This is a genomic window from Veillonella sp. VA139, assembly GCF_003992005.1.
Taxonomy (GTDB): Bacteria; Bacillota; Negativicutes; order Veillonellales; family Veillonellaceae; genus F0422.
Genome location: NZ_RQVL01000003.1, coordinates 79316 through 97837 on the forward strand (window position 1 = coordinate 79316; position 18522 = coordinate 97837).

An 18522-nucleotide genomic window follows, 5' to 3' on the forward strand; every position below is an offset into this window, starting at 1 on the left:
GATTCACACGGAAAGAGATGAACCATGAAAGATTTTATTGATGTTCACGAACGCCCGTCTTTCGCTAAGTTATTACCACTTAGTTTCCAGCATTTATTTGCTATGTTCGGGGCCACAGTATTAGTACCATTCTTATTGAAAGTTGATCCGGCTACGTCCTTATTCATGAATGGTATTGGTACTATTTTATATGTATTAATTTGTCAAGGAAAGATTCCTTCCTATTTAGGTTCTAGCTTTGCTTTCATTGGACCCGTAGGTGCTGTAGTAGCCTCTGGTATGACCTATGGAGCAGCACAAGGTGGTTTCATTGCCTTTGGTGTGTCTTTTATGCTATTGGCTTTATTAGTTAAATTTATTGGTATTAAATGGATTGATGTATTATTTCCACCAGCAGCGATGGGCGCTATTGTTGCTGTTATCGGTTTAGAAGTGGCCCCTGTAGCCATGGGCATGGCAGGTATCATTGGAGATCAATGGCAAACATTTGGCATGACTCATGAACAAGTTCTATTTTTATCCTTATTCTCTTTAGCGGTGACTATCCTAGGTACTGTGTTATTCCGTGGATTCTTTGCAGTAATTCCAGTATTAATTGGTGTAGTATCTGGCTATGTAGCAGCTGCCATCATGGGAGTAGTAGATTTCACAAGCGTAGCTAATGCACCTTGGTTTGCACTTCCACATTTCTATGAGCCAGAATTTAATATCAATGCTATTTTAATGATTATGCCAGCTTTATTCGTAGTATTTGCGGAACATGTGGGTCATATTGTAGTTACAAGTAATATCATTGGTCGTGATTTAATGAAAGATCCAGGTTTAAGCCGTTCTTTATTTGCAGATGGTTTATCCAATGTGTTATCCGGTTTATTTGGTGCTACACCGAATACAACATACGGAGAAAACATTGGCGTTATGGCGATTACACGTGTATTTAGTACCTTCGTTATCGCAGGTGCCGCAGTACTTGCTATCTTGTTCTCTTTCGTTGGCAAAGTAGCAGCTTTAATCCATGCGATCCCAGTTCCAGTTATGGGCGGTGTCAGTATCTTATTATTTGGTATTATCGCTGCCTCTGGTTTACGCATGTTAGTAGAACGTAAAGTGGATTATACAAAATCTTCTAACCTAATTTTAACCTCTGTAGTATTAGTTATCGGTTTAAGCGGTGCTAAATTAGCCATCGGTCCAGTAGTGCTACAAGGTATGGGATTGGCAACAGTAATAGCTATCTTGTTGAGCGTTATCTTTGCCATCTTCCGCAAAACAGGACTTGGGAATGCGGAACTCAAAGACTAGCATTAAGAAAAAACGGCACATGCTGATGCCGAGCTTATCTCACATTCAATGGTGATAAGTATATAAAGGAAAGAGAGCGATATACTCCTCCACAAACTGATACAGTGGTTAGGTTTGTTCCGGAGTATATCGCTCTCTTTTGCATAGATGAAACCTAGCAACTAAGGAATGTGACATAAGCTAACAGCCTACAAGCATGTGGCGCTCTTGGGGGGATGCTCGGGGATGAAAGAACACGATATATTCCTCCACAAACTGATACAGTGGTTAGGTTTGTTCTGGAATATATCGTGTTCTTTTGCATATGTGTTATTTTGGTATAACAATGGACCGCCACATACTTACGATGTATACCGTGGGTCCTATAGCCTGTGGCGTTCTTTCGGGTGGGTGCTCAAGGGGGCACCGTGCTCTTCTGGGGTTTGTGTTATTTAGATAGTAAGGAACGCCACAGGGCTACTACGCATAACCGCGATTCTAGGGGGAAATAAAAAAGCTGCTACCATGATGGTAACAGCTTATTGTGGCGGAGAGGGTGGGATTCGAACCCACGGCCCCTTGCGGAGTCACTGGTTTTCAAGACCAGCTCCTTAAACCACTCGGACACCTCTCCAAATATAAAAACTAGTTATAGTCTATCATTGTGGGTACTGATTTGTCAATAAGAAATATATGGGGTAAAATGATAATAAAGAGGGTAGGTTTATTTTTAGAATTATAAAATTATTAAAAAAGAATCCTAAATATACAATTAAAGAAATGAGCACTTTGCTGGATGTATCGGATAAAACGGTTAAAAGAGATATTGATGTATTGAAAAAAGAAGGCGTGTTGTATAGAACGGGTAGCCTTTTTGATAGTAATTGGATTGTAAAGTAAAATATTTTAATATAAAATGCTCCAAGCACTTGCCCTGAGGTAACTTTCATACAATCATAGTAGAGTGAAGGAATACAGGTGTGAAACTATGTTACATATGGTATAATTTTATGCAGATTATATTGTATGCATAGATTTTTGTATTCCATAGGAGGTATAGAATGAAGAAAGGGTTTACGCTTACACAATCAGGTATACTGCTGACGTTGTGGTTAACCTTTTTATTAAGTTTTGTCATGCGCTTGTCATGGTCATCGTTGATGCCAATTGTAAATGAAGCGTTGCATTTTACAGCACAGCAAGGAACGTCCTATTTGACGGCGTTTTATTTTGGTTATGCATTGACCGTATTGCCAGGTGGTTTGTTAGCAGATCGATTTGGCTATCGTAAATCTATCTTAGGTAGTTTAGTGGCTATGGCTATTGTAACTGGGCTTATGAGTATTGTTCAAAGTTATGAATATGGTTTAGTATTGCGTTTCTTATTAGGTATTCTATCAGGTCCTGTACAATCTGCTTGTTTGAAAGCCATTGGAGAACATTTCAGTGTAGAACAACGTGGTACTGCCGTTGGTATTTTTATGAGCTGTACATCCTTTGGTATTACCGTGGTCAATGGATATGCACCATTTGTGGCTGTCCACTACGGATGGCAAATGGCATTTTTGATGACCGCTTTATTACCACTGATTGTATTCTTCTTGGCTCTATTCACTGTGAAAGAAGTACAAGCTTTCAGAGTGAATCACACAGTAGACACACAAGGTACAGCACAACAGTCCATGTCGTTAGTACAGAGCTTGCGTTTTGTAGGAACAAACCGTAACATTGTATTGTTAGCAGTGATGGGATTTTTCGCAACAGGTACTACCTGGGGCGTTACCACATGGGCTAACTTATATTTGGTGAAACAATTACATGTGACACCTATCTTTGCAGGTGCTATTATGAGTATTTACGGTATTGCAGCAGTGATTGCCAAACCAACCATTGGATTCATATCTGATAGAATTTCTTTACCACGAAACTATTTAGCGGGCATCGTTATGTTTTTGTTCTCGCCAGCCTTGCTAATCTTTGCCAATACAAGCAATCCAGATATGTTATACATTACAGCCCCCCTATTAGGTATGGGAGCGTTTATGTATAGCCCATTAACCAATGCTATCATCATCCAGGCAGCACCACCAGAGCTAAGAGGAACCACAGCAGGATTCGTGAACTTGTTTAACCAAATTGGAGCCCTCACAGCACCTATCATCTTGTCCACAGTATTAACAGCCACTGGCAATTACCAAACAGCACTAATGGCACTATCTATCTCTCCAATCATCGGAGCTATTTTACTGTCGTTAATTCGACTAAAATAAGAATATACGCTTTTATGAGGTAGTCCTTATAATTTTGAGGAACATAATATAAAAGTGCATATATAGAATTAAGTATAGAATAAAAATTTTACGTATCTTATGTACATGAAGTAAAATGTATTTAAAAAGATTTGTAGGTGTTCTTTTGTAACTTTAGGGGATAGTAAGAAATGCACGGCAGATATATTGAAGGCAGTGTAGAAGCAAAGGCGGTTGTAGTTGCCAAAACTACGCTAACCCGAAGGAGCACGGTATATCCACCTACAGTGGCGTTCTTATTGGCTAAATTCATAGATTACGAGAAGAAAGTAGCATACCTCGGAGCAAACATAGTATACATCTCCGTAGAAACGCAGTGGCAGGATATACTCTTGTAGGTGTTCTTTGGCTACTTTAGGGCGTAGTAAGAAAAGCGCGGCAGATATATTGAAGGGAGTGTAGAGGTAAAGGCGATTGTATTTACTAAAATTACGCTAAGCCGAAAGAGCACGGTATATCGACCTAAAGTGGCGTTCTTACTGCCTAAATTCATAGATTGCGAGAAGAACGTGGCATACCTCGGAGCAAACATAGTATACCTTTTCGTAGAAACGCAGTGGTAGGATATACTCTTGTAGGTGTTCGTTTGTAATGATAGGACAAAGTCGGTATAGCACAGCAAGCACGTATCGATGTTGATTATCTATATTTAGTATATGGATGAAGAGCAGGGCATGGGTAAATAGATTCTAGTATATGAAATGATATTTGTATTTATTAGAATTATGCTAATCCTAGAAGAACGTGGCATGCCTCGGAGCAAACCTAACGGAGTATCAGTTTGTGGAGAGGTGTGCCACGGTCTTCCCTTTGCTAAGCAAGGCAGAAATGAAGGAAATAACTTTGTGCCCTGCTCTTCGATTTAGAACCTACGCTGTGCTTTCAGTGTGCGCTAATATTGCCAAAGAACACCATAAAGATATCATCGTGACGCAAGTTTCATTTGCGAAGATTGGAATTTTGTGAGACAATAAGAGTAAAGAAAAGGAATTTTCAAGTCTATGTCGAATTATAGTGATATAGACAAGTTACATAGTAGCACAGTGACAATACGGAGGAGGTCTTACTATGGTGGAATATAAAAAAATAATTGTACCTGCAGATGGATCAGAAAATGGTAAACGAGCGTTAGAACATGCATTGGCCATTGTAAAGCGCAATGATGCGGAATTGATTTTAGTGCACGTAGCGAATATTGTATCCGCAATTTCTAACTTTGACCAAACTCCAATCAGTGGTGGTTATGTATCTGAACAAATTGCAGAAGATATGGAAGAAACTGGTAAAAAAATCTTAAGCGAAGTAGCAGAAGAGGTACCAGCAGATATGAAAGTGAAATGCGTCTTTGAAGTAGGTTCTCCTGGACCTGCAGTATTAGCAGTAGCTAAAAAATATGATGCAGATTTAATTGTTATGGGGAGCCGTGGACTAGGACCTTTGAAAGGTTTGTTTATGGGTAGTGTCAGCAGTTACGTAACTAGTCATTCCACATGTCCAGTATTAATTGTTAAATAATAGGATACAAGGCTTTGTTCTCTGAGCAAAGCCTTTTTCTATGGAGATATATATGAGTATAAAACATATACGTTGGTTACATGCAGAACTTGAACAATGGCGAGAGGAAGGTTTGATTTCAGAGGAACAAAGTCGTCAGCTACAAGCAAAGTATGGAGGTATTCCTAAAGAGGGACCGTCTTGGACTCGACTCGTTACAGTATTAGGTGGAGCATCACTCATTTTGCTGGGAATTATTTTGCTCTTTGCTGGGTATTGGTATGGATTTTCCCCCAATGGACGCTTTGATTGGGCATTAGTCATCCTACTGCTAGCAATCACCATTGTAGGGGGCGGTGTATGGAAAGCCAAGCCAGCTAGCATAATCGGGGAAGCAATTACCGTCATCTATATGGGGATATTAACGACGTCTACCTTATTAGTGGCAGATACCTATTATACAGGGGAACACATGGGTCTATATGTGCTCATTATCCTGTGTTGTTCTTTGCCCATTATTTATATCCTTGATTCCGCATTGGGGATGATATTGTACCTCATTGGTGTCTTGGGATGGAGTTTTTCTAATCATCCTTTAAATGCATGGGTAGGGCCAGCTGCTGTAGGCGGGCTTTTACTGCTGGCAGTGCCTTATTACATTCGTCGTTTTGGACAGTATCAACAGGTGAAAGATCCTTTATTAGTGTCCGTATCATGGGCGTTCGTAGGTGCGATTTTTGGAGAAGTATTTTTCACTTTATCCACCTATGAACCGCAAATGAATCTATTTTTTATCAGTGTACTGGGTGCTGTCACCTATGGATTAGGTACATTGGAAAAGAAAATAACCCTCTTAGCGTTGCCGTGTAAGGGGGTAGGCGCCATCGCCTTACTGTATACCATTGTGGAAGGTACCTACCTTAGCACGTGGGTTCGCATTGGTGAAAGCTCCATGGCATGGTGGTTATGGTGTTGTATGTTGTTAAGCCTAGGGGTAGCATTCCTCGTATTGCGTCGTTTAGTGTTGGGGAAACGTATTGAAAGTGCTATCGGCTTAATCCCTTTTGCAATTTTTGGATGTTATATGGTCACTGTTTCTGGGTCGACTCCTATTTTGACATCTATTCTATTTAATGCGTATATCTTTGTGGCGGCATTAGGGACTTTCATTCGTGGTACCTTGGTAAAAAAGGTGAGTTTGCTCAACAGTAGCATTTTAACTTTGATTGCTATGTTTGGAGCACGCTTCTTTGATCCTAGTTTTACGTTCATCGAACGGGGCGTGTCGTTCTTGGTATTGGGCATCATTGTACTTGGTATTAATGCCATTTATTTATGGCGTAAAGGAAAACAACGTGCTACCGTCAACCAACGTGTTCGACAAGCACGTCGACAAGTAGCAGATGTATCAACGTTGGAAACACAAGTAGTGACACAGGAAAGTAAAACGGTAGAATCAGAGGTAACCATGAAGGAGGAAGAACGATGAAATATCAAAAATGGATTTTCTTTGCTCTTGCTGCTATCGTTGCCTTGCTAAGTCAATTCTACATTCAACAACGATATACGACCTTACTGCAAGGTGGGGCTGAATACCAATGGCCTGTGAAAGTAAACCGTCACATCGGTTGGGTTCCTTCAGACTATTTAGAGGTTGAATTTTTAGGAGCCTATGCGAATTGGGAGGGCAAACAAATTCCAGAAGTAGGACGAGAAGTCTATGTCATTGTGACGCCGAAGCAAACAGGCGTATTACAAGTGGTGTCTGCTACGGATGAAACACCACAGGAGGTAGAATACATTCGAGCTAATGTAAAGGGATTTGACCATGGTATAGTGGAGTTTACCATTCCTTTCAATCGAGTGAAAGTAGATCTCAATAAAGTGGATAGTAAGTTTTACAACAATTATCGAGGAACTTTGATTGGGACCTTAAAATTACGCGATGGCTATGGAGTAGTAACGGGTGTATATGCCAAAGGCGTACCATTGGAATTAGCCACACCAGAGAGTGTAGTGGATCAGGAAAAGGATTCTCGTGTATTACTTGAAAAAATTGGGGATACAGAACAAGAAAAAGATGATATAATGAGTATATCGAATTCTAATTGATGAAATCGAATACTAATGTATGATAGCGAGGTTAAGATGGAAACAAATCAACAAGAGTTGGAAACACAATTGTTAGCTGAACTATTTAAGGTCCTAGGAGATCCAACGCGGTTGCGTATTGTTAGACATCTGCTTTCGAAAGAAATGTGTGTGACTGAAATTGCAGATGCTATGGATATGGGCCAATCAGCTATATCTCATCAGTTGCGTGTGTTGCGTCAAGCAAGACTTGTAACATTTAGAAAAGAAGGAAAAACAGCTTGGTATCGATTGAATGATGATCATGTAATTGTTCTAATTCGACAAGGGTTAGAACATGTAAGTCATCAATAACAGTATCTAGGTTCGAAAGGCTTGGAGGTTGTAGTCACATACAAGTTCCTAAAAAAGGAGGCTGTCACAACATGTAGTTTGTACATGTTGTGGCAGTCTCCTTTTATCTATACAAGACCCTATCCATGGTGGTCATAAGAACGGATGGAGAGGAGGCTAGTATAGGATTAGACTTTTACCGTAGGTTATAAAGGGAATACATGGTAGGCGAGGAGTATGGCTAGTGGCATGGTGAAAGAAGATAGAACTGTAGTAGCTAATACGAGTTGTGTGGCTAGCTCTGGATTGTTGTTCATTTCCACAGCCATAAGAGCGGTGTTGACAGCTGATGGGACTGCGTAAGCGATGATAATGCTTTGTGCTGCAATAGCACTTAATGGTGTGTAGTACATAGTTACAGGAAGAACGACAATCAACGCCAGAATGGGACCAGCAATTAAGCGTAAAAAGGAAGTAATCATTACATCTTTTTTGATGAAGTTCCAAGGCGTACGATTCAATTGTACCCCTAGGGTGAGCATAGCTGCGCCTACAAAGCAACGTCCGAAGATATCTAAAGGACCCCATATAATGGTTTGGGTGAAATCGATAGGAATGTAGTAGTGAGCGACGATAGATATAGGCACACAATACATGATAGGAATATGTAAGATGGTACGCAAAGATTCTGCTGTAGTTAACTTCCCTTTGCCAGCTTGATAGAATCCTAAAGAATTACAGAAAACAGTTTGGATAATAAAAGTAGCGATAATGGCGATAACCCCGTCATGTAAATAGGGTGTAGCTCCATCAATGATGTACGGATCATTGGCAAAGACGAAAGTTCCTAGAGCCACGCCAAGGTTACCAATATTAGAGAACATGACCGCATTGCGGACGATTTCTGTTTTTCCTAAGTCATAGCCTTGCCATTTTGCTACGATGCCAGCTAAAGCGGAGTTGGCAAATAAGATAATGAGAGCACAGGCGAATATTTCAAAACTTTCATGGGTTAAGTTAGTAACATAAAAAGATTTGAGAATATAGGCAGGCAAAAATAAATAAAAGTTCAGTTTGCTCAGTGTTCGCAAATCGAGGTGAAACCATCGGTCTAAAAGGACCCCCATAAGGGTGAGTAATAGGATGGGGACGATACTAGTGAGAATAATGTGAAAAAATAAATCCATAACGGATAACCTCCTTAGGTTGTATAGTTGTCATCTCTATTGTACCACATATAACTAAAATCAATTTGCTTAATATCAGTTTTCTTGTATAATGAGAATATGTAGTAAGCTTCTAAGTGTATATATTTAAATTAGGGAGGATATCATTATGAAGCGTAATTGGTTAATGGGTTTAGTTATGGCAGGTATGTTAGTATTAGCTGGCTGCGGTGGACAAGGCACTACATCGTCTACAGCACCATCTACCACAGAAACGATTACCGTATCTGCAGCAGCTAGTATGCAAGGAGCTATGGAAGAATTAAAAGCAGACTATGTGAAAAAACACAATTTAAAACCTGAACAAATCAATGTTGTGTATGCAGGATCTGGCACATTGCGCCAACAAATCGAAGAAGGTGCGCCGTCTAGCATTTTCATTTCTGCGAACAAAAAGAACATGGACCAATTGAATGAAAAAGGTTTAATGGATAATATTCGCCCATTCGTAGCAAACACATTGGTAATGATCGTACCAAAAGGTAAAGAGGCTGTGACATTAGACAATATTACAAATGCAAAACGCGTAGCTATCGGCACAGTAGAAACAGTACCAGCTGGTAAATATGCAAAAGAATCTTTAACAAAAGCTAATTTGTGGGATGCAGTAGAACCGAATATTGTATTTGCGAAAGACGTAAAAGCAGTCGGTGCGTATATTGCTGAAGGCGCAGCTGATGTAGGATTTGTATATAAAACGGATGCATTGGCATTGAAAGATAAAGTAGATATTTCTGCAACAGTAGATGCTAAATTACATGCACCAATTGAGTATCCCATCGGTGTGGTGAAAAAGAACCAAAATAAATTAACGGAAGATTTCTATGCGTTCCTAACAAGTAAAGAAGCTAGCGAAGTATTGGCTAAATGGGGCTTCGCTGAGCCTGCTAAAAAATGATAGCTTTACAGTTATCCATAGAAGTGGCATTCATCGCCTTATTGATCAATATGGTCATCGGTCTTAGCCTAAATTATGTGATGAAACACTATGCCTTTCCGGGGAAATCCTTGATCGATTCCTTCTTTACATTGCCCTTGGTATTACCGCCAGTGGTATTGGGTTTTGTGTTACTCATCATATTCTCCCCAGGTAATGCTTTTGGTGCCTGGTTAGAGGCACACGGAATTCGTGTAGTTTTCTCTAAGATAGGAGCTATTATCGCATCTGCAGTGGTGAGCTTTCCGTTATTTTATCAATCAGTGCGAACAGCCTTAGCTGCTATCGATCGAGATATGGAAGACGTAGCTCGCACCTTGGGGGCTTCGGAATTTCGTGTATTTTGGACAATTTCACTGCCATTGGCATGGAAGGGAATCCTTAGCGGATCCATTCTATGTTTTGCCCGTGGCTTAGGTGAATTCGGTGCTACTATTTTGATCGCTGGAAATATTCCAGGTGTGACGAGAACTATGCCATTAGCCATTTATTCTCTCGTAGAATTTGGCGATTATAACGGTGCATTTGAATTAGTGATTTATATTTGTATTTTAACATTGGGGCTTGTGTGGGCCATTCAAGGTCTAACCAAAGGTTCCCTCTTCTCAAATCGGTAAGGAGGTACTATGATTTCCTTTGATATCGTCATAGAACGAGGGGCTTTTGTTGTGAAAGCCCAAGGTACATTACAAGAAGGTATTACTACATTGATGGGCCCTTCTGGAAGTGGAAAATCTACATTTTTGAAAGCTTTGTGTGGATTGTTGACACCAAAAGAAGGTAGGATTACAGCCAATAATGAGGTATGGTTCGAAAAGGGAAGGGGCACACCTACCCAAGAACGACACATTGGCTATATGCCACAAGGCAATATTGTGTTTCCCCATATGACGGTAGAGGAGAATATTCGGTATAGTAAACAAGGTTCTCCAGAGTTATTCGATCATATTGTGGAGCGTTTGCGATTGACACCACATCTTAAGAAGAAAGCCAAAGGCTTGTCTGGTGGGGAGCAACAACGGGTGGCATTAGGTCGGGCATTGTATTCTAAACCAGTGCTTCTCATATTGGATGAACCATTGACGGCGCTAGATGTGAATTTGCGTGCTCAGTTGCAACAAGATTTAGTAGCTATTATTTCTGAATGGGCTATCCCTTGCTTGTGGGTCACTCATAGTGAGGAAGAAGCGGCAGCAGTAGGCAATCATCGATTGTTGTGTCGTGATGGGATGATTGCAGAAGAGTTGTAAGGAGATAGAGGAATGTTGACATACTTAGGTCAGCGTTCCTCTATTTTTGCTAAATTCGTTTATTTCTTTACAGTTGTTGCTCATATGAAGTATAATACTACTGACTATTTTTTGCATATCTAGGCATAGTCAAAAGAACTGTCGAAACACATGCAAAGGAGGAACCAAATTCGTACAGGCGAATAGCGCAAGCGCTGGAAAGAGACAGCTTTCACAGCGGACGAGGTAGAGGAGTATCGAAATTCAGCGGATGCCTCTCGGCTAGCTTCAGTCGTAGAAGTAGAGCAAAACACCGAGGTGACTGGGTGCACAAAAGCTACTTTCAGAAGCAATAGAAATGAATTAATCAAGGAGGTACATACCATGTGTGGTATCGTAGGATATATTGGATTTGAAAATGCAGCAGATTTTATGCTGGAAGGTTTGGAGAAATTAGAATACCGCGGATATGATTCTGCAGGGATTGCCGTAGTGGGCGAAAATAATGTGATTAAAGTACAAAAGAAAATGGGCCGTTTGGCGAATTTGGAAGCTGTGGTAAAAGCAGATCCTAACCAAGGTCATATTGGTATCGGTCATACCCGTTGGGCTACCCATGGTCGTCCAAGCGATATGAATGCGCACCCGCACACAAGTACAGATGGCAAATTTGCCGTAGTGCACAATGGTATCATCGAAAACTACATGCCATTGAAAGAAGAATTGTTGGCTAAAGGTGTTGAATTTACATCTGAAACAGATACAGAAGTAGTAGCTCACTTATTGAGCGATATGTACGATGGCAATTTTGAAAGTACTGTTCGCCGCATGTTAGAACGCATCGAAGGGTCTTATTCTTTGGTAATGGTTTGCGCTGATGAACCAAATAAAATCATTGCTACCAAAAAAGATAATCCATTGGTTGTGGGCTTGGGAAAAGGTGAAAACTTCATCGCTTCCGACATCCCAGCTATTATTCAACGTACTCGTGAAACATATATCATCAACGACAACGAAGTTGTTATTGTGACACCAGATAGCGTGACAATTACTGATCGAGCTGGTCAACCAGTACAAAAAGATATCTATCATGTCACATGGAATGCAGAAGCAGCTGAAAAAGGTGGCTACGAACATTTCATGTTAAAAGAAATTTACGAACAACCAAAAGCGATTCGTGATACGTTAAGCGGTCGTATTAATAAAGATGCTACAGAAGTTATCTATGATGAATTGAACTGGACACCAGATACAGTGAAAGGTATCAAGCGCATCTTAATCACTGCTTGTGGCACAGCGTACCATGCAGGTTTAGTAGCGAAATATTACATCGAGCAATTGGCACGTATTCCAGTAGAAGTAGACATCGCTTCTGAATACCGTTACCGTACACCATTAACAGATGAAGATACATTGTGCATCGTCATCAGCCAATCTGGTGAAACTAGCGATACATTATCTGCGTTGAAAGAGGCAAAACGTTTAGGTGCTAAATCGTTAGGTATCACCAACGTAGTAGGTTCCGCCGTATCCCGTGAAGCGGATCAAGTGATTTACACTTGGGCAGGTCCTGAAATTGCCGTAGCTTCCACAAAAGCGTACACCACACAATTAGTAGCTTTATTGTTATTGGCTGTGTACTTAGGTCAATTGAATGGTCGCATCGATGCAGCAGTAAAACACGAAATTTTGACAAATTTACAAGAGTTGCCTACATTGACTCATGAAATCTTTGAAAATGTGGACGAAATCAAAGCCTTTGCCAACCACTACGGTTACAAAGAAGATGCGTTCTTCTTAGGCCGTTTAATCGACTATGCAGTAGCGATGGAAGGGTCTTTGAAATTGAAAGAAATTTCCTATATCCATGCAGAAGCCTATGCAGGTGGGGAGTTGAAACATGGTACTTTGGCATTGATTGAAGAAGGCATTCCTGTCATCGCCTTGGCAACACAAGAATCTGTACGTGAAAAAATGATGAGCAACATCAAAGAAGTAAAAGCTCGTGATGCCATTGTCATTGGTGTGGGTATGAAAGGTGACGAAGAGTTGGCAAAATACGTGGACCATACTATCTTCGTGCCAAAAACTGACGCTTTCACAGTGCCTATCTTAGCCGTTGTGCCATTGCAATTGTTGTCCTATTATGCAGCTATCACTCGCGGTGCTGATGTAGATAAACCAAGAAACTTGGCGAAATCTGTAACCGTAGAATAGGAGATATTATGTCTGTTATATTTTCCGGAATACAACCTAGCGGTGAGTTGACCATTGGGAATTACCTAGGTGCTCTTCGCAACTTCTTAACATTCCAAGATGACCATGAATGTTTTTACTGTATCGTGAACCAACATGCGATTACAGTACCACAAGATCCAAAGGACTTAATCCACAATACGCAAAGTCTAGCGGCCTTATATTTAGCAGTAGGTTTAGACCCTAAAAAAGTGACCTTATTTGTGCAATCCGAAGTGCCTGCCCATGCGCAGTTAGGCTGGATTTTAACAACATTGAGCTCCATCGGTGAGTTAGAGCGCATGACCCAGTACAAAGATAAATCGGCGAAACAAGGGGAAACGATCCCGGCTGGTTTGTTGACATACCCACCATTGATGGCAGCGGACATTCTGTTATACCAAACCAACTATGTGCCTGTAGGGGATGACCAACGTCAACATATCGAGTTAACTCGTGACTTGGCACAACGTTTTAATTTCAAGTATGGCGAAGTCTTCGCTATGCCGGAAATTAAAACTACCGTAGGTGGTGCTCGTGTCATGTCCTTACAAGATCCAACGAAAAAAATGAGCAAGTCCGATGATAATAATTGGGCGACTATTCGCTTGTTGGATACGCCAGATGTAGTGGTGAAAAAGATTAAAAAAGCTGCCACTGACTCTGAGGGTGTCGTGCGCTACGACAAAGAAAAACAGCCAGGCATCTCTAACTTGATGGGTATTTACAATGCTTTAACAGGAGATTCCTTCGAGGCTATTGAAAGCATGTATGCTGGCAAAAACTATGGAACATTCAAAGGTGACATTGCAGACCTATTAGTAGGAGCAATGACACCAATCCATGAACGGTATGAAGAATTAATCTCCAGCCCAGAGCTAGATACAATTTTGACAGAAGGTGCTGAAAAAGCTGCCTCCGTGGCGAACGTAACCTTAGCTCGCGTAGAAGAAGCCATGGGATTACGACGTAAGTAATAGTAAGATGTAATGAGATGCTCTCGTGGTATTTCATTACATCTTTTTAGTAGGAGTCAGGATTATAGTATCCATAGGTATGTACGGTGTTTAGGGGGATGAACTATAGTATGAAAAAGATACTATTTTTGATAATGGTATTGGTAGGGTTGTTGAGTACTATCAGTGCCAAAGACTTTAATGACCCACGTTGGCAGACAGTATTTTCTGATGAGACTGAAACCTTAAAGCTTGATGTGAATACAGTTTCTTATGATGTAGAATTGGACATAGGCGAAGCTTGGATAGCTAAGATTAATATAGATCAACCCCGTCAGGAGGTTGTACATTATAAAGTGTACTTTGGGGGTGGGAGTGTACAAGTAGTAGACGCATTGCTGTATACCCCTGATTCTAATGTGGTAGTGGGAAGAAGAAACTATGATTATTTCATGGTTACAAGGGAAAGTGAAATAGCTAAATCGGTTTGGAATAGAGTAAAACAGTTAACAGATCGTGATACTAAAAAAGCTGTATATGATAAGAAAATGAAGGAAGAATATGAACAGGCACGTCAAGAAAGGAGGAACAGGCCGGTTCTAACGATTAGCCGTACGGTAGAATCGGAATGAAGTATTGTTGTGTAAATGCGTATGAACATGTGGGGAAATAGTAGTGACTATTTCCCAATCTGTATATTGGGAGAAGTTATGAAACGTGAAGAATTAGAGAACATGTTTCCCTGTGGAACGATTCAAGAAGAGCTACATAATTCCGCTGTTATGGTATGGGGCTTTCAGCTTTTATATGCGGCCATTACAGTATGGGGCATTTATCGCAGTGTGCTTATTTATCGAGAGCTAGGCTCAGGGATGAATATGTGGTTCATTCTCCTCGTGATGGTTGCTGGATACGCTTTGCTTCGCATGTACCAACAAGATGATGTAGAAGTGTATATTGCCACAGAAGGAATTATTGTCAAACGAACCCCTATTTTAGTAAAAGAACGAATTGAACGTTTCTTCGCATCAGATTTATATTTGACCTTTGTTCATTATCAAGGCATCATGGGATTCGGAGAGGATTGGAAAACCTTGTATGTGCAAACAGAAACAGGCGGTGTTTATATCGTGCCCATTAGCTTACAATTTCTGAGCCATCAAGATAAAATGAAAGTCTTAGAGGCACTGAATCGATATAAAAATACTTGAATAGGACTAGAAAACATGTTAACCTCTTATCAAGGAGTAATATCTGTTCGTTATCCGGCAGGGTCTATTTTCACATAAAGGAGGAAAATCTATATGTTTGGTGCTTTTCTGCTTCATGCTGTCTATGCAGTCTTAATGTATGCCTTTAGTTATAGAATCATGGTGATTCCCCATGCTATTGTAGTAGCACTTATGGGAATTTTTATGATTTTTGATAAAGGACTTATCATCGCACCTATTCTTTCGTTTATCTATTCGTTCTTTGCTATTGGCATAGCACTTGACGATAATTTCGGTTGGGAAGATGGTACTGGAAATGAAATGATTTGGTGGTGGGTACTACTTTGTTCTATGCTGTCATTTGTTATCTTTGAGTATCTCTACTAGCTTATCATATTATATAGATATAATCTAAAGACCAACTTCGTAGAAAAATTAATGAAATAAGCAAAGCACATGCATTGATATAAACATATTGGTAAATAGAAAATCAGCGATATGGTGAGTACATAACTTACTATATCGCTTTTGATTTGATAGTTAGTTGTTGGAGGGGCGTTGTCAGTATAAATTACTTTCAGAAGACATGATAAAATTTTTGCAATTTATCTCTTTACATCTTTAACTAACTAAAGTATAATGTAATCATGAATTAGAGATTACATATCTATAGAGAGGAGAAAGTATTATGAATTGGTTACAAAAATGTTCTAAAACGGTATTAGCAGCGGCGAGTGCATTGGTGATTGTTGGGTTAGTGGCAGGTTGTGGGGCGTCTACGAAGCAGGCGAACACTGAGGTGCCGAAAAAAATTGTCATCGGCTTAGATGATAACTTCCCTCCTATGGGATTTAAAGATGAAAAAGGTGAGCTAGTTGGCTTTGATATTGATTTAGCGAAGGAAGTGGCAAAGCGTATTGGTACTGAGGTGGAGTTCAAGTCCATCGACTGGGACAGCAAGGAAGCGGAGTTGAAATCTAAACGTATTGACGTGTTGTGGAATGGTTTAACCATTACGAAGGAACGGGAACGTAACATCTTGTTCTCTAAACCATATCTTCGGGGGGATCAAATTATTGCTGTGAAATCTGATTCTGGTATTGCTGATAAAGCCCAACTTGATGGCAAACGTGTAGGCGTTCAATCAGGCTCTACTGGGTTGGAAGCGGTGAAAAATGATCCACAATCTAAAAACTTTAAAGAAATTAAAGAATATGGCGATTATGTAAACGCTTTCATGGACCTTGAATTAGGCCGTATTGATGCGGTCGTGGTGGATGAAATGGTAGGCCGTTATTTAATCGGCAAAAAAGGTAACAATGTATTCACTGTAGCTACAGGATCGTTCGCTAGTGAAAAAGTGGGTGTAGGTATGCGCAAGGAAGAGGAAGCATTGAAAGCAAAAGTTGACGCTGCGTTACAAGAAGTGATGAATGATGGTACGGCTGACAAATTGGCACAAAAATGGTTTGGTAGTACATCCATCTTGACGAAAGAGGAGTATAAATAAACATGGATGTATTGGAGTATATTTTACAGATAGCCCCGGCCATTGCCGGCGGGTTCCAAGTGACCTTGTCCTTGTTCTTCATCGTCATCATCTTGTCAGTGCCAGGGGGATTGCTCTTGGCGCTGCTCCGATTGAGTACGAACCGTGTGGTGACGGCTGTCGTAGATGCTTACGTGTACGTGATGCGTGGTACGCCGTTGATGCTACAAATTTTGCTCATCTATTACGGCTTGCCATTCATGATTGATGGCTTTGAACTTACAGATATGACGGCGGCAGTGTTGTCATTCGTGTTGAATTACATCGCCTACTTGTGTGAGATTTTCCGCAGTGGCATCCAATCCATTCCAAAAGGACAGTACGAAGGGGCGAAGGTATTGGGCTTTACCTATGTGCAGACGATGTACAAAATTATTTTGCCGCAGGTGATTAAGCGCGTGTTGCCACCATTGGCGAATGAAACGATTACACTACTGAAAGATACATCCTTGGTGTATGTCTTAGCTATGAATGATATCTTGCGAATTACTCGTAGCATTGTACAAAGAGACTTTGACATTACAGCTTTCATCGTAGCTGGGGTATTCTACTTGGCTATGACATTTGTATTGACGAAACTGTATCAATATTTAGAACGCCGCATGGCAATTTACGAAGATTAGGAGGAAACCATGGCTTTCATAGACATGTTACATATTGAAAAGAGCTTTGGCTCTGTGGCGGTCTTGCAAGACGTGTCACTATCCATGGAACGTGGCGAAGTGGTGTCCATCATCGGTCCCTCTGGATCGGGTAAATCCACCTTTCTTCGTTGCTTGGGACAATTAGAAACCATACAAAAAGGGATGATCATCGTCGATGGAGCGACCTTGGTGGACACGCCGACGAACACAGGGGCAGCGGTCTATGTTGGGAAAGAAGAACAGCAACAAATCTTGCTGAAAATGGGGATGGTATTCCAATCTTTCAACCTATTTCCACACATGACAGTGCTAGAAAACATCATGGTGGCACCGCGCATGGTGAAAGGGATGAAAGATGCAGATATTCTGCCCATCGCACAGTCCTTACTAGAAAAAGTAGGCCTTTGGGATAAACGAGATGTATACCCTAGTACCTTGTCAGGAGGACAAAAACAACGGGTCGCTATTGCTAGAGCATTAGCGATGAAACCAGAAATTATGCTCTTCGACGAACCTACATCCGCTTTGGACCCAGAGTTCACCAGCGAAGTACTGCGGACCATCAAAGAACTAGCCGAAGAAGACATGACTATGATCATCGTCACCCATGAAATGGCATTCGCCCGTGAAGTAGCAGACAGAGTCATCTTCATGGCAGACGGCAAAATCCAAGAAGAAGGAACACCAGAAAAAGTCTTCGAGAACCCACAAAACCCAAGAATACAAGCGTTCTTAAACTCCATGCTGCGAGTATAAAAACAATATATCGAACTTAAATTACCGTACGGGGCACCGGCTACATACAATACTGTATGATATTTGTAGCGAGGTGCGCCGTATTTTTCTGTATAACTATACTTTATGACCTATACGTATTTCTTCGGAGATAAGCACAATCTGTTCCCTTGAGGATACTCATACATAGAGGCATACATATAATTAGTAGAAGATATAGGAGCTATCAACAGGATGGACATCTGTCATATCATTTAACTTTATATGCATTGGCAAAGAGATAGCAAAAGGA

Annotated in this window: 19 protein-coding genes and 1 tRNA gene; 18 read left to right on the top strand and 2 right to left on the bottom strand. The window is 40.6% G+C overall.

Annotation, left to right across the window (positions count from 1 at the left end; translation table 11 throughout):
- Positions 1-24: 24 nt before the first annotated feature.
- Complete coding sequence (uraA, locus tag EO125_RS02410; protein ID WP_127147495.1) at positions 25-1302, top strand: uracil permease; 1278 nt, start codon at positions 25-27, stop codon at positions 1300-1302.
- Between the two features lie 524 nt (positions 1303-1826).
- Here the strand turns inward: uraA and EO125_RS02415 are convergent.
- Positions 1827-1915 (bottom strand) — tRNA-Ser (locus EO125_RS02415).
- A gap of 104 nt (positions 1916-2019) precedes the next feature.
- Here EO125_RS02415 and EO125_RS10150 point away from each other — a divergent pair.
- From EO125_RS10150 to EO125_RS02445, 6 genes are all read left to right on the top strand, one after another.
- Positions 2020-2181 carry a DeoR family transcriptional regulator gene (locus EO125_RS10150; RefSeq protein ID WP_370447284.1) on the top strand — a complete coding sequence of 54 codons (162 nt, stop codon included), beginning with the start codon at positions 2020-2022 and terminating at the stop codon, positions 2179-2181.
- A gap of 161 nt (positions 2182-2342) precedes the next feature.
- The gene (locus tag EO125_RS02425) at positions 2343-3551 is read left to right on the top strand and encodes an MFS transporter (protein ID WP_127147496.1); all 1209 of its coding nucleotides are present in this window, start codon (positions 2343-2345) and stop codon (positions 3549-3551) included.
- A gap of 1107 nt (positions 3552-4658) precedes the next feature.
- Positions 4659-5105, top strand: coding sequence for a universal stress protein (locus EO125_RS02430; RefSeq protein WP_009353425.1), 447 nt, complete (start codon positions 4659-4661; stop codon positions 5103-5105).
- A 52-nt stretch (positions 5106-5157) separates the two neighbouring features.
- Positions 5158-6573, top strand: coding sequence for a DUF2157 domain-containing protein (locus tag EO125_RS02435; protein WP_164726415.1), 1416 nt, complete (start codon positions 5158-5160; stop codon positions 6571-6573).
- A complete protein-coding gene (locus EO125_RS02440; protein WP_127147498.1) occupies positions 6570-7196 on the top strand; it encodes a hypothetical protein in 627 nt (208 codons plus the stop codon). Before EO125_RS02435 ends, EO125_RS02440 begins: the two co-directional genes overlap by 4 nt.
- 36 nt (positions 7197-7232) lie before the next feature.
- Positions 7233-7529, top strand: a complete 297-nt coding sequence (locus EO125_RS02445; protein ID WP_127147499.1) for a metalloregulator ArsR/SmtB family transcription factor — start codon at positions 7233-7235, stop codon at positions 7527-7529.
- Between the two features lie 185 nt (positions 7530-7714).
- On the opposite strand, the gene EO125_RS02450 is transcribed toward EO125_RS02445, so the two are convergent.
- A complete protein-coding gene (locus EO125_RS02450; RefSeq protein WP_127147500.1) occupies positions 7715-8695 on the bottom strand; it encodes an AEC family transporter in 981 nt (326 codons plus the stop codon).
- Between the two features lie 148 nt (positions 8696-8843).
- On the opposite strand from EO125_RS02450, the gene modA reads away from it, so the two are divergent.
- The 11 genes from modA (at position 8844) to EO125_RS02505 (ending at position 18251) form a co-directional block, all read left to right on the top strand.
- Positions 8844-9632: a molybdate ABC transporter substrate-binding protein gene (gene modA, locus EO125_RS02455; RefSeq protein ID WP_127147501.1), complete on the top strand. Its 789-nt coding sequence runs from the start codon at positions 8844-8846 to the stop codon at positions 9630-9632.
- Positions 9629-10288 (top strand): molybdate ABC transporter permease subunit, encoded by a 660-nt coding sequence (gene modB / locus EO125_RS02460; protein WP_127147502.1) that lies wholly within the window; start codon positions 9629-9631, stop codon positions 10286-10288. The genes modA and modB overlap by 4 nt, the downstream gene beginning before the upstream one ends.
- Positions 10289-10297: 9 nt before the next feature.
- Complete coding sequence (locus EO125_RS02465; RefSeq protein WP_127147503.1) at positions 10298-10921, top strand: ATP-binding cassette domain-containing protein; 624 nt, start codon at positions 10298-10300, stop codon at positions 10919-10921.
- Between the two features lie 363 nt (positions 10922-11284).
- A complete protein-coding gene (gene glmS / locus EO125_RS02470) occupies positions 11285-13117 on the top strand; it encodes a glutamine--fructose-6-phosphate transaminase (isomerizing) (protein ID WP_127147504.1) in 1833 nt (610 codons plus the stop codon).
- An 8-nt stretch (positions 13118-13125) separates the two neighbouring features.
- Positions 13126-14112, top strand: a complete 987-nt coding sequence (gene trpS / locus EO125_RS02475; RefSeq protein ID WP_127147505.1) for a tryptophan--tRNA ligase — start codon at positions 13126-13128, stop codon at positions 14110-14112.
- Positions 14113-14222: 110 nt separating this feature from the next.
- Positions 14223-14723 carry a hypothetical protein gene (locus EO125_RS02480; RefSeq protein WP_127147506.1) on the top strand — a complete coding sequence of 167 codons (501 nt, stop codon included), beginning with the start codon at positions 14223-14225 and terminating at the stop codon, positions 14721-14723.
- 78 nt (positions 14724-14801) lie between these two features.
- A complete protein-coding gene (locus tag EO125_RS02485) occupies positions 14802-15302 on the top strand; it encodes a hypothetical protein (RefSeq protein WP_127147507.1) in 501 nt (166 codons plus the stop codon).
- Between the two features lie 93 nt (positions 15303-15395).
- Positions 15396-15689, top strand: coding sequence for a hypothetical protein (locus tag EO125_RS02490; protein ID WP_127147508.1), 294 nt, complete (start codon positions 15396-15398; stop codon positions 15687-15689).
- A 301-nt stretch (positions 15690-15990) separates the two neighbouring features.
- Positions 15991-16812 (top strand): amino acid ABC transporter substrate-binding protein, encoded by an 822-nt coding sequence (locus EO125_RS02495; protein ID WP_127147509.1) that lies wholly within the window; start codon positions 15991-15993, stop codon positions 16810-16812.
- 2 nt (positions 16813-16814) lie between these two features.
- Positions 16815-17474 carry an amino acid ABC transporter permease gene (locus EO125_RS02500; RefSeq protein WP_206168345.1) on the top strand — a complete coding sequence of 220 codons (660 nt, stop codon included), beginning with the start codon at positions 16815-16817 and terminating at the stop codon, positions 17472-17474.
- 9 nt (positions 17475-17483) lie between these two features.
- A complete protein-coding gene (locus EO125_RS02505) occupies positions 17484-18251 on the top strand; it encodes an amino acid ABC transporter ATP-binding protein (RefSeq protein ID WP_127147510.1) in 768 nt (255 codons plus the stop codon).
- Positions 18252-18522: the final 271 nt, after the last annotated feature.

What these genes read in the sequence shown, in the direction of transcription:
- uraA (WP_127147495.1), top strand. Translation starts at nt 25, where the DNA reads ATGAAAGATTTTATTGATGTTCACGAACGCCCGTCTTTCGCTAAGTTA.
- EO125_RS02425 (WP_127147496.1), top strand. Translation starts at nt 2,343, where the DNA reads ATGAAGAAAGGGTTTACGCTTACACAATCAGGTATACTGCTGACGTTG.
- EO125_RS02430 (WP_009353425.1), top strand. Translation starts at nt 4,659, where the DNA reads ATGGTGGAATATAAAAAAATAATTGTACCTGCAGATGGATCAGAAAAT.
- EO125_RS02435 (WP_164726415.1), top strand. Translation starts at nt 5,158, where the DNA reads ATGAGTATAAAACATATACGTTGGTTACATGCAGAACTTGAACAATGG.
- EO125_RS02440 (WP_127147498.1), top strand. Translation starts at nt 6,570, where the DNA reads ATGAAATATCAAAAATGGATTTTCTTTGCTCTTGCTGCTATCGTTGCC.
- EO125_RS02445 (WP_127147499.1), top strand. Translation starts at nt 7,233, where the DNA reads ATGGAAACAAATCAACAAGAGTTGGAAACACAATTGTTAGCTGAACTA.
- EO125_RS02450 (WP_127147500.1), bottom strand. Translation starts at nt 8,695, where the DNA reads ATGGATTTATTTTTTCACATTATTCTCACTAGTATCGTCCCCATCCTA.
- modA (WP_127147501.1), top strand. Translation starts at nt 8,844, where the DNA reads ATGAAGCGTAATTGGTTAATGGGTTTAGTTATGGCAGGTATGTTAGTA.
- modB (WP_127147502.1), top strand. Translation starts at nt 9,629, where the DNA reads ATGATAGCTTTACAGTTATCCATAGAAGTGGCATTCATCGCCTTATTG.
- EO125_RS02465 (WP_127147503.1), top strand. Translation starts at nt 10,298, where the DNA reads ATGATTTCCTTTGATATCGTCATAGAACGAGGGGCTTTTGTTGTGAAA.
- glmS (WP_127147504.1), top strand. Translation starts at nt 11,285, where the DNA reads ATGTGTGGTATCGTAGGATATATTGGATTTGAAAATGCAGCAGATTTT.
- trpS (WP_127147505.1), top strand. Translation starts at nt 13,126, where the DNA reads ATGTCTGTTATATTTTCCGGAATACAACCTAGCGGTGAGTTGACCATT.
- EO125_RS02480 (WP_127147506.1), top strand. Translation starts at nt 14,223, where the DNA reads ATGAAAAAGATACTATTTTTGATAATGGTATTGGTAGGGTTGTTGAGT.
- EO125_RS02485 (WP_127147507.1), top strand. Translation starts at nt 14,802, where the DNA reads ATGAAACGTGAAGAATTAGAGAACATGTTTCCCTGTGGAACGATTCAA.
- EO125_RS02490 (WP_127147508.1), top strand. Translation starts at nt 15,396, where the DNA reads ATGTTTGGTGCTTTTCTGCTTCATGCTGTCTATGCAGTCTTAATGTAT.
- EO125_RS02495 (WP_127147509.1), top strand. Translation starts at nt 15,991, where the DNA reads ATGAATTGGTTACAAAAATGTTCTAAAACGGTATTAGCAGCGGCGAGT.
- EO125_RS02500 (WP_206168345.1), top strand. Translation starts at nt 16,815, where the DNA reads ATGGATGTATTGGAGTATATTTTACAGATAGCCCCGGCCATTGCCGGC.
- EO125_RS02505 (WP_127147510.1), top strand. Translation starts at nt 17,484, where the DNA reads ATGGCTTTCATAGACATGTTACATATTGAAAAGAGCTTTGGCTCTGTG.